This window comes from Kribbella albertanoniae (genome assembly GCF_004348455.1).
Taxonomy (GTDB): Bacteria; Actinomycetota; Actinomycetes; order Propionibacteriales; family Kribbellaceae; genus Kribbella; species Kribbella albertanoniae.
Map to the genome: position 1 here is coordinate 1 of NZ_SMKA01000320.1, position 10,166 is coordinate 10,166.

Here is a 10,166-nt window from a genome sequence, read left to right on the forward strand (position 1 = left end):
GGCTAGCCGAAGCTGGGTGGGTCTACTTGGATGCGGACAGAGCCGGGGTTCTTCTTGGTGGTGCGGGCGGCTTGGGCTTCTTTGAGGGCGCGGACGAGTTGGGTGCCGGCGGCTCGGGGGGTGCGGACGACGGCTCGGACGGTTTCGTCGTCGATGTCCACCGGGCCCAGGACTTCCAGGCCTGCCTCGGGTTGGAGGAGGGGGCGAAGGCGTTCGATCAGGTCGGTGACCGCGGCGGAGGGGCCGGTCAGTTCGGCGAGTTTGGCGGCCGGGGCGAGGCGCGCCGTACGGCGTTCTTCTACTTCGCGGGTTGCCCAGCCCTCCGGGCTCCAGCGCACGATCGCCTGCAGGGGCAGCGCAGACGGGTCGCCGACCAGGATGACCGTGCCGCCGGCGGGTGCCGGGCGGACGAGGGCGGCGGCGTTGAGCCAGCGGCGGACGGCTTCTTCGGGGGCTCGCAGGTCGGGGCGGGCGAGCATCAGCCAGCCATCGAGCAGGAGAGCCGCGGTGTAGCCGCCGTCGGCGACCGGCTCCGAACCCGGGGTGGCCACGATCAGCGCCGGTTTGTCGGACACGCGATCGAGCATGTGCTCGCTGCCCGAGGTCCGGACGACGATGCCGGGAAACGCCCGCCCCAACTCCTCCGCCGTACGGCGAGCGCCCACGACCGCGGCGCGCATCCTCGGGTCACCACATTCGGGGCAGCGGTGATCGGCGGCCGGTCGGCCGCAGATGCTGCAGCTCGCCGGTCCGGTTCGACCCATCAGACGCAAGGTCCCCGCGCAGGTTGCGCACCGCGATGGCGCCCGGCAGGTCTGGCAGACCAGGCTCGGCAGGTAGCCCGCGCGCGGGTTCTGGACCAGGACCGGCCCGGACAGTAGACCTTCACGGGCGATCTCGAAGGCGCGGTGCGGCAGCCGGGCCGCGCGCGCCGCCGGGTCGCGAGCCAGCTCGCGATCCGATTCCCCGGTGATGTGCACCTCCGGCGCCGCGGCCCGGATCACCCTGCGATCCGCGATCAGCTCCCCCGCGAAGCCGGACTCGATCACCGCGGCCGCCTCGGCCGAGCGAGCGAACCCGCCGAGCAACGCAGCACAGTTCTGTTTGAAGGCGCGCAGCAGCAGGACTTCGCGGGCATGCGGGTACGGCGCGCGCGCTTCGGCGTACGAGTCGTCGCCGTCGTCCCACATGGCTACGAGACCGAGGTTCGCGACCGGGGCGAACGCGGCCGCGCGGGTCCCGATCACCACGCGCGCGTTGCCACGCAGTGCTGCCAGGAACGCCCGGTACCGCGCGGTCGGTCCGAGGTCGGCCGACAACGTGACGAACCCGCCGTCGCCGAGCACCGCCGTACAAGCGTCTCCGAGCAACTTGAGATCACGTGCATCAGGCGCCAGCAGCAACGCGCCCCGGCCCGCGGCCGCACACACCGCGGCCGCCTGGGCGAAGGCGAGCGTCCAATCAGCACCCGGTACGGCGGTCCAGATCGCGCGCGGCGACTCCGAACGTTCGACCGCGTCCAGAAAACCGGACGGGTACGGCGACCAGGCGGATCGCGAGGTGGAGAGCGGCGGAGGCGGCGGCTGGTCGCAGCGCAGCGGCTCGCCCTCGACCTTGGCATGGCGTGGCGGGACGGCCAGGCGGGTGACGTCGGGGAAAACACCCGCATACCGGTCGGCGACGGCGCGACACAGCTCGGCGATCTCGGGGGTCAGCACCTGCTCGGGGGACACGACCTTGCGGATCCGGCTGAGTTTGCCGTCGTGGTCGGACTCGGCCAGCCGCTCCAGCACGAACCCGTCCAGGTCCTTGCCCGCGAACCGCACCTTGACCCGGGCACCGGGCTGCGCGGCCTCGGCCAGATCGTCGGGGACGAGGTAGTCGAACGGCCGATCCAGGTGTGGCAACGAGACATCGACCGCGACCCGGGCCACCGGCAGCGACGACGTGATCCCGGCCGGTTCCTTGGTCCGGGATTTGCGCACGGTGTCCCGCAGCAGCGTCAGTTGCTCCGGCGGCTCCGATGTCACTGGCAAATGCTAGTCGGCCCGGCCGACAGTTCGTCGCAGGCCACCCGCGGCCTGTGGATAACGCGCCCCAGGACAAAGCGACGGCCCGGCTGCCGAGGGGGCAGCCGGGCCGAGCGTGCGCCGCACCTATTTGCTGACTGTCTTACTTGCTGACTGCGGCCTTCAGGGCTTCGACGCGGTCGGTGCGCTCCCAGGTGAAGTCTTCGCCGGTGCGGCCGAAGTGGCCGTTCGCGGCGGTCTGGGTGTAGATCGGGCGGAGCAGGTCGAGGTCGCGGATGATCGCGGCCGGACGGAGGTCGAAGACCTCGGCGACGGCGTCGGCGATCTGGGCGACCGGGATCTTCTCGGTCCCGAAGGTGTCGACGTAGAAGCCGACCGGGGCGGCCTTGCCGATCGCGTACGCGACCTGGCACTCGACGCGGTCGGCCAGGCCGGCGGCGACGATGTTCTTGGCCACCCAGCGCATCGCGTACGCCGCCGACCGGTCCACCTTCGACGGGTCCTTGCCGGAGAACGCGCCACCACCGTGCCGCGCCATCCCGCCGTACGTGTCGATGATGATCTTGCGGCCGGTCAGGCCGGCGTCGCCCATCGGGCCGCCGACCTCGAAGCGGCCGGTCGGGTTCACCAGCAGCTTGTAGTCGGCCGCGTCGATGTCGAACTGCTCGAGCACCGGGTCGACGACGTGCTTCTTGATGTCCGGCGACAGCATCGACTCGAGGTTGATGTCGGCCGCGTGCTGGCTGGACACCACCACGGTGTCGATCCGGACCGCCTTGTCACCGTCGTACTCGACCGTTACCTGGGTCTTGCCGTCCGGGCGCAGGTAGGCCAGCGTGCCGTCCTTGCGGACCTCGGTCAGGCGGGCCGACAGCCGGTGCGCGATCGTGATCGGCAGCGGCATCAGCTCCGGCGTCTCGTTGGTCGCGTAGCCGAACATGAGCCCCTGGTCGCCCGCCCCCTGCAGGTCCAGCGCGTCCTTCGACGCGTCCGAGCGCGTCTCGTACGCCGTGTCGACACCCTGCGCGATATCCGCCGACTGGCTGCCGATGGCGATCGACACCCCGCAGGACGCGCCGTCGAACCCCTTCAGCGACGAGTCGTAGCCGATCTCCAGGATGCGCTTGCGCACGATCCCGGGAATGTCGACGTACGCCGAGGTGGTGACCTCGCCGGCCACCACGACCAGGCCGGTCGTGACGAGTGTCTCGACCGCCACGCGGCTCTTCGGGTCCGCCGCGAGCAGCGCGTCGAGAATGGAATCGCTGATCTGGTCAGCGATCTTGTCCGGGTGACCCTCGGTCACGGACTCGGACGTGAAAAGGCGCCTGCCCACAATTCTCCCTCGGATTCCTTTTGTGCCACGCGACCGACCCCACGACCGCGCGATCCCCCCATGCACCGGCGGTTGACGATGCATCTTCGGCGAGTATGCCAGCGTTTCCGGGCAGAGTCCCGGGGACGCTCCGATTCTGTCCGGATCCCGGGATTGTTGTCCAGACTCTAGACAACGGCCCGATCTTCAGGCGTGCGGACCCACCGTGATCTCGCCCACTGTTAGGCTACCCTTAGTGCTTTGAATTGTCGCCATCCGGTCCACCGCGGCGGCCAGCGCGGCCGTCCTCGCGCGGTTCAGCCGGACCAGCGGCTCGACGGTCACCTGCAGGGTGCGGCCGCTCTTCTTCTGGTGCCAGACGCCCGCCACGGAGCCGTCGATCAGCAGCAGCGGGTAGTTGCCGGCCTGACCACGGTTCGTGGCGCGCTCGAGCGCCTTGCCCGGGAACACGAGCTCGCGCGGGAAGCACCCGACGCCGTACGCATCGAAGTACGGGAGCAGGTGCACACCCTCCACCGGCTCGTCGGTGAAGTCCTCATCGCCCGGGGCCACGAAGCCGAACTCGGTCTCCGGGAGCCCGTCGAAGTACGGCCTGACCACGGTGACCGTGGACTTGATCCAGCGCGCGAACTGCTGCGGGGTCGCGGGCCCGTACGCGTACAGGTAGCTGTGCAGCAACGCAGAGAGCGCTCTCTGCTGATCCATCGGCTCAAAAGATCCGTGCCGCTGGGGAGACGTGTACGTCGTGAGTCGCCCGCGGTTCACGCCGTAACAGAGCACGCCCGCGTTGGCCGCGGCGGGAATGACCTGCCGCCAGCGCGGCCAGCGGGTCTGGAACGCCTCCATCACCAGGTCCCCCGCCCACGCTCCGGTACGGCGGACCACCTCGACCGAGAGTTCGTCCACCGTGAGCTCCGCGTCAGAGAGCGCTTCCCCGATCGCCGAGATCACGGCGTTCTGCTGATCCGCCGTCATCCGCATGATCTCGGGCGGCGGCGGACCCGCGGGCAGCGCAGAGAGCGCTCCCGTCCACATCGGCAGATCCTCGCGCGGCAGCAGATGCACCGTTCCCCGCGGCCCGAAGGTCTTCACCAGACCCTCGTCGTTCTGAACGGTCTCGCGGGTCGCGTCCTTGACCCGCAACGCCACGGACGCCTCCCCCGCCGTGAGGACCTGAGCATGCGCACCACACATCGCCCGTACGGCGTCAACCGGGCTGGACGCAGGTTCAGTCAGGAAGTGCCGGCGCATCCGACGCGCGACCACCGCAGGCCAAGAGATCTCCATGTCCACCGACCCTAGGTGGAGTAGCGGTCAGGAGTTGTCCTCAGCTCCAGTGGGCTGCGACCAGGTTCCAGATGACGCCGGCTAGGGCGTCCTTGCTGCCGGACGGGACCGGGAGTGCGTTGCCGGAGCGGTCGAGGATGACGGCTTCGTTGTTGTCGCTGCCGAAGACCTTGCCGCCGGAGACGTCGTTCACGACGAGCAGGTCGCAGCCCTTGCGCTCGAGTTTGGCGCGGCCGAGGTCGAGGACCGAGTGCTCCGCGTCACCGGTCTCGGCGGCGAAGCCGACGATCACCTGACCGGTACGGCGGCGGTCGTGGGAGACGGTCTGCAGAATGTCCGGGTTCTGCACCAGGTTCACCGCTGGGACCGAACCGTCCGCGGTCTTCTTGATCTTGTGCTCGGCGACGTCGGCCGGGCGGAAGTCGGCGGGTGCGGCCGCCATCACGATCGCGTCCGCATCCCCGGCGCGGCCGGTGATCTCGTCGTACAGGTCGCGGGTGCTGGTGACCGGGACGACCTGGACGCCGGCCGGGTCGGGGAGCTCGGAGTTCGCTGCGACCAGGGTGACTTTGGCGCCGCGGGCGGCTGCGATCCGGGCCAGCGCGTAGCCCTGCTTGCCGGACGACGAGTTGCCGAGATAGCGGACCGGGTCGAGGTGCTCACGGGTCCCGCCCGCGCTGACCAGGACATGTTTGCCGGTCAGGTCGGCGACCGACTGGCCGGCCGCGCGGGCCGCCTCGTCGGCAAGCATCAGCTGACTGATCGCGAAGATCTCCGAGGGCTCGGGCAACCGCCCGCGACCGGTGTCCGTGCCGGTCAGCCGGCCGACGGCGGGCTCCAGCACGGTGATCCCTCGCGAACGCAGGGTGGCCACATTCGCCTGGGTGGCCGGGTGCTCCCACATCTCGGTGTGCATGGCGGCCGCGAACAGGATCGGGCAGCGGGCCGTCAGCAGGGTGTTGGTGAGCAGATCGTCGGCCAGGCCGTGCGCGGCCTTGGCGATCAGGTTGGCCGTGGCGGGCGCGACGACGACCAGCTCGGCCGCCTTGCCGATCCGCACATGCGGCACTTCCTGCACGTCGTCGAACGGATCCGCGGTGACCGGCTGCCCGGACAGCGCCGCCCAGGTCGCGGCACCGACGAACTCCAGCGCGGCCGCGGTCGGCACCACCCGCACGCTGTGCCCGGACTCGGTCAGCCGCCGCAGCAGATCACAAACCTTGTACGCCGCGATGCCTCCGCCGACGCCCAGGACCACGTTCGGCCGTGCCTTCACGGGAACGCCCGAAACCCCCGGGGCGGTTGCCTCGCCGGGGGTGGGGTGCGGTGTATCACCGGACACGGACAAGGGAAGCTCCGATCACCGGCGTCATCGCGGGCTAGTTAGGCGGTCTTCTCCGCGGCCGCGGCTTCCGCCTCGGCCTCGGGGTCGATGTCCGTGCAGGTCAGGACGCCCTCGTTGATCTCGCGCATCGCGATCGAGAGCGGCTTCTCCTGGACGTGGGTCTCGACCAGCGGACCGACGTACTCCAGCAGGCCCTCGCCGAGCTGGGAGTAGTAGGCGTTGATCTGCCGCGCACGCTTGGCCGAGTACAGAACGAGCTTGTACTTGGAATCAGTGTGGGTGAGCAGGTCGTCGATCGGCGGAGAGGTGATACCGATGGCGACAGGCTGGTTGCCAGACAAGTTCAGCTCTTTCCAGAGATTTGGGGTGATCGGATCAACTTTACCAATTGATCGGCCGCTTCCCGAACCGAGGCGTTCACGATGGTCACGTCGAACTCCTTCTCAGCGGCCAGTTCGAGCGTCGCCGTCTCCAGCCGGCGCTCGCGCTCCTCGGCCGTTTCGGTCCCGCGACCGACGAGGCGCCGTACCAGCTCGTCCCACGAAGGCGGGGCCAGGAACACGAAATGTGCCTCCGGCATCGTCTCGCGGACCTGCCGGGCACCCTGCAGGTCGATCTCCAGCAGCGCCGGGCGTCCTTCGGCCAGCTTGTCGAGCACGGGCTGCTTGGGCGTCCCGTAGCGGGCCGCTTTGTGCACGACCGCCCACTCCAGCAGCTCACCGGCCGCGACCATCCGGTCGAACTCCTCGTCGGAGACGAACAGGTAGTGCACACCATGCACCTCGGCCGGCCGCGGCTTGCGGGTGGTCGCCGAGACCGAGATCCAGATGTCGGGGAACCGCTCGCGGATAGCGGCTGCGACCGTGCCCTTGCCGACCGCGGTCGGTCCGGCCAGCACGGTCAGCCGCGCCGGGTCGGGCCCGGTGTCGGTCGTCGGAGGCTGCGGGGTTTCCCGGCTCGGGTTCTCGGAGTCCATGGTCATCGTCACACCAGTGTCCAACGAGCCGGCCAGGGTTTCGGTGCGGCTCACTCGGCGAATTCGCGCAGCAGCGCGGCGATCTGGTTGGACCCGAGGCCGCGGACCCGCCGCGTCTCGGAGATTCCGGCCCGCTCCATGATCTGCTGGGCCCGCACCTTGCCCACGCCGGGGATGCACTGCAGCAGCGCGCTGACCCGCATCTTGCCGATCACGTCGTTGGTCTGCCCCTCGTGGAGCACCTCCGTCGGAGACGCTCCCGAGTGCCGGATCCGGTTCTTGATCTCGGCTCGCTCGCGCCGCGCCGCCGCGGCCTTGTCCAGAGCCGCCGCTCGCTGCTCCGGGGTCAAAGAAGGAAGTGGCACCGTTTCACCTGTCCCGTTGTATGGCTTCGCAAGGGAACCTAACACGGCTCCGGCCACCCACAGGACCCCGTCACGTCGTGCCTTCAGTTCAGCGCCGGGACGTCGACCTTGCAGGCGTCCTTCGCGTGCGTGGTGATCGCCTTGTAGGCCGTCAGCACGGTGCCGGTCTCCTTGCTCAGCCGAGCCAGCTCGACGCGGTCCGAACCCGCCTTCTGGGCCTGCTCGGCGAACTTCACGACCACCGCCCAGTCGTCCTTCACATCGGCCGGCGCGGACTCCTGGAGCTTCTTCGCGTCATCCAGGATCTTCACGTAGTCGGCCGGCTTGGTCGGGTCGACCCCGGTGGCGCCGGCGGCATAGCCGGCCAGGTCCACGCAGTAGGCCTGCTCCTCGGTGCACGAGGTCAGCAGGGCGGTCGTTGCGAGCAGCGTCACGGCTGCGGCGATGGTTCGCATACCCAGAAGCTACCGGCCGTGATCAAACGATCCGAAACGAAAACTTTCCGAGCCCGTGCCCACCGCGGTACGGCGGGCACGGGCAGCCGGATCAGGGGTTCTCGAGGTCGATCTTGCAGGTGTCCTTGGCGTGCTTGGCGATCGCGCCGGAGGCCTCGCCCATCTTCGCGCCCTCGGCCTTGCTGAGCTCGGTGAGCTTGGTGGTGTCGCCCTTGGCGTCCTGGGCCTTCTTGGCGTAGGCCAGCAGGGTCGACCAGTCGTCCTTCAGGTCCGACGGCGCCGACTTCGAGACCTTCTCGGCGTCCTTGAGCGCCTTGCCGACCGCGTCGGAGTTCTTGGCGTCGAGGTTCTTCGCCGACAGCGCGTACGCCTTCAGGTCGCTGCAGTAGTCGCCGCCCGAACAGGCCGTCAGAGCGACAGCACTCATCGTCACTGCCGCCGCCAGGGCTCCCAGCTTCCGCATCGCATTCCTTACTTTCCACCGCGGGCAACCCATCGCTGCCCGTCACCGACACCCTCCCGAACCACAGGGTCATCCGGTCTGTCCGGCACGCCGTGAAGAAGCTCGCACCCCGCGACTGGAACCGGTCCGTGATGTGGCGCGTCGGCCGGCCCTTTTGGCAACACAAGTGACGGCGACACAGTTCGCGGCGACGATGACGCCGATCGCGATCCAGTCCGGTACGGCGAGGTGCTGCCGCAGAACGACGTACCCGACCATGGCCGCGAGCACGGGGTTGATGCTCATGAAGACTCCGAAGAACTGGGCCGGGACCCGGCGTAGTGCCAGCAGATCGAGCAGGAACGGGACGGCCGAGGACAGCACGCCGGAAGTCAAGGCGTAGGCGATGGCCGCTGCGGTCGGCGGGTGGTGATGCAGTACGACGATTCCGACCGGCACGTACGCGAGTCCGGACACCGTTGCGGCGGCCGCTGCGCCGGTCGCTCCTGGCAGTTCGCGGCCGACTGTGCGGTTGAGCAGGATGTAGCAGGCCCAGCAAGCTGCAGCGAGCAGTCCGGCCGCGATACCGAAGTAGTCAGTGGACGCCTGCGGCCGCGTCAGTACCAGTACGGCGGGCGCCGCCGCCAGCGCGCAGATCAGATCGATCACCCGCCGTGAGCCAAGCAGCGCAACCGCCAGCGGGCCGAGGAACTCCAGCGTCACGGCCAGACCGAGACCCACTCGGTCGATCGCGGTGTACAGCGAAACGTTCATCACTGCGAACACGAGGGCCAGCCCCAGCACCGGCCGCCACTGCCGTGCGGTCAGCTTGTGCAGCCGCGGCCGCCCGATGGCGAACAGCACCACGGCCGCCATCCACTGCCGGACAGCCACCACACCCACCGGCCCGATCACCGGGAACGCCTGGGCAGCGACCGACGCACCGATTTGGTTCGAGAGGCCGCTGGTCAGCATCAGCAGCACCCCGCCCAACCTCCGTTCGCCGGTGTGGGTAGGGACGCTCGGCGCGGGGCAGGCGGGTGCGGGAGCGGGCGGGGTGCTCATGGGGTGAGCGTGCGCTCGTTGAGTGGTCAGGCAAAATGCGGTGACGCGGGGATCTATACGCTGGGGTTATGGATGTGGAGCTTCGGCAGCTGCGGTGCCTGGTCGCCGTGGTGGAGACGGGGACGTTCACCGATGCCGGGATCGAGCTAGGCATCAGCCAGGCGGCGGTCTCGCGGAACGTCCTTGCCCTGGAGGGGCGGCTCGGCGTGCGCCTCCTGCACCGCACGAGCCGTTCGGTGACGCCGACCAGCGCGGGTATTCGGGTGCTGGCACGAGCCCGCCAGGTGCTGACCGACGTCGAGGAACTGGTGCGCGAGGCAACCAGCGGTCACACGCGGCTGCGGCTGGGCCACGCCTGGTCGGCACTGGGCCGCCACACCGCCGAGTTCCAGCGCCGCTGGGCGGCCGAGCACCCTGGCGTCGAACTGCAATTCGTCCGCACGAACACCACGACCGGCGGCCTGGCCGAGGGCCTGTGCGATCTCGCGGTCGTCCGGACCCAGCTCGACCTGCGCCGGTTCGCCCACATCACCATCGCCCAAGAGGACCGGTACGCCGCTCTGCCCGCCGACGATCCCTTGGTCCGCAAACGCACGGTCACCCTCGAGCAGCTCCGCGACCGCGTGCTGAGCATCGATCGCCGTACCGGCAGCACGACCATCGACCTCTGGCCCGCGACTGAACCCCCTGGAAGAGGCCGGCCGCGGATCGAGTTCACCCACGATGTGGACGACTGGCTCACGGCCATCGCCTCCGGCCGCAGCGTCGGCGTCACCGCCCAGGCCACCACCACGCAGTACCGGCGCGACGGCATCACCTACCGCCGCCTCCGCGACGCACCCCCGGTCGACGTCCACCTCATCTG

11 protein-coding genes are annotated in these 10,166 nt (G+C 69.5%); 1 reads left to right on the forward strand and 10 read right to left on the reverse strand.

The features are described 5' to 3' along the window. Nucleotides 1-2: 2 nt before the first annotated feature. From E1261_RS39465 to E1261_RS39510, 10 genes are all read right to left on the reverse strand, one after another. Nucleotides 3-2,030, reverse strand: a complete 2,028-nt coding sequence (locus E1261_RS39465) for a primosomal protein N' (RefSeq protein ID WP_238176721.1) — start codon at nt 2,028-2,030, stop codon at nt 3-5. 142 nt (nt 2,031-2,172) lie between these two features. Further along, nucleotides 2,173-3,366: a methionine adenosyltransferase gene (gene metK / locus E1261_RS39470; protein WP_132414872.1), complete on the reverse strand. Its 1,194-nt coding sequence runs from the start codon at nt 3,364-3,366 to the stop codon at nt 2,173-2,175. 186 nt (nt 3,367-3,552) lie between these two features. Continuing rightward, entirely contained in the window at nt 3,553-4,653 is a 1,101-nt protein-coding gene (locus E1261_RS39475; protein ID WP_132414873.1) for a winged helix DNA-binding domain-containing protein, read from the reverse strand. Between the two features lie 40 nt (nt 4,654-4,693). After that, nucleotides 4,694-5,929, reverse strand: a complete 1,236-nt coding sequence (coaBC, locus tag E1261_RS39480; protein WP_132414874.1) for a bifunctional phosphopantothenoylcysteine decarboxylase/phosphopantothenate--cysteine ligase CoaBC — start codon at nt 5,927-5,929, stop codon at nt 4,694-4,696. 107 nt (nt 5,930-6,036) lie between these two features. Continuing rightward, nucleotides 6,037-6,339: a DNA-directed RNA polymerase subunit omega gene (gene rpoZ, locus E1261_RS39485; RefSeq protein WP_132166639.1), complete on the reverse strand. Its 303-nt coding sequence runs from the start codon at nt 6,337-6,339 to the stop codon at nt 6,037-6,039. A 2-nt stretch (nt 6,340-6,341) separates the two neighbouring features. Then, nucleotides 6,342-7,028 carry a guanylate kinase gene (gene gmk / locus E1261_RS39490; protein WP_238176722.1) on the reverse strand — a complete coding sequence of 229 codons (687 nt, stop codon included), beginning with the start codon at nt 7,026-7,028 and terminating at the stop codon, nt 6,342-6,344. Then, on the reverse strand, nt 7,025-7,339 hold the full coding sequence (mihF, locus tag E1261_RS39495) for an integration host factor, actinobacterial type (RefSeq protein WP_132414875.1): 315 nt from the start codon (nt 7,337-7,339) through the stop codon (nt 7,025-7,027). The genes gmk and mihF overlap by 4 nt, the downstream gene beginning before the upstream one ends. An 83-nt stretch (nt 7,340-7,422) precedes the next feature. Beyond that, nucleotides 7,423-7,794: a hypothetical protein gene (locus E1261_RS39500; protein WP_132414876.1), complete on the reverse strand. Its 372-nt coding sequence runs from the start codon at nt 7,792-7,794 to the stop codon at nt 7,423-7,425. Between the two features lie 91 nt (nt 7,795-7,885). Continuing rightward, nucleotides 7,886-8,257 carry a hypothetical protein gene (locus E1261_RS39505; protein ID WP_132414877.1) on the reverse strand — a complete coding sequence of 124 codons (372 nt, stop codon included), beginning with the start codon at nt 8,255-8,257 and terminating at the stop codon, nt 7,886-7,888. 69 nt (nt 8,258-8,326) lie between these two features. Continuing rightward, nucleotides 8,327-9,301, reverse strand: coding sequence for an EamA family transporter (locus tag E1261_RS39510; RefSeq protein ID WP_202875412.1), 975 nt, complete (start codon nt 9,299-9,301; stop codon nt 8,327-8,329). Between the two features lie 68 nt (nt 9,302-9,369). On the opposite strand from E1261_RS39510, the gene E1261_RS39515 reads away from it, so the two are divergent. Beyond that, nucleotides 9,370-10,166: LysR family transcriptional regulator (locus E1261_RS39515; RefSeq protein WP_132414878.1), on the forward strand; the 797-nt coding region annotated here is incomplete at its 3' end.

What these genes read in the sequence shown, in the direction of transcription:
- E1261_RS39505 (WP_132414877.1), bottom strand. Translation starts at nt 8,257, where the DNA reads ATGCGGAAGCTGGGAGCCCTGGCGGCGGCAGTGACGATGAGTGCTGTC.
- E1261_RS39500 (WP_132414876.1), bottom strand. Translation starts at nt 7,794, where the DNA reads ATGCGAACCATCGCCGCAGCCGTGACGCTGCTCGCAACGACCGCCCTG.
- E1261_RS39475 (WP_132414873.1), bottom strand. Translation starts at nt 4,653, where the DNA reads ATGGAGATCTCTTGGCCTGCGGTGGTCGCGCGTCGGATGCGCCGGCAC.
- E1261_RS39510 (WP_202875412.1), bottom strand. Translation starts at nt 9,301, where the DNA reads ATGAGCACCCCGCCCGCTCCCGCACCCGCCTGCCCCGCGCCGAGCGTC.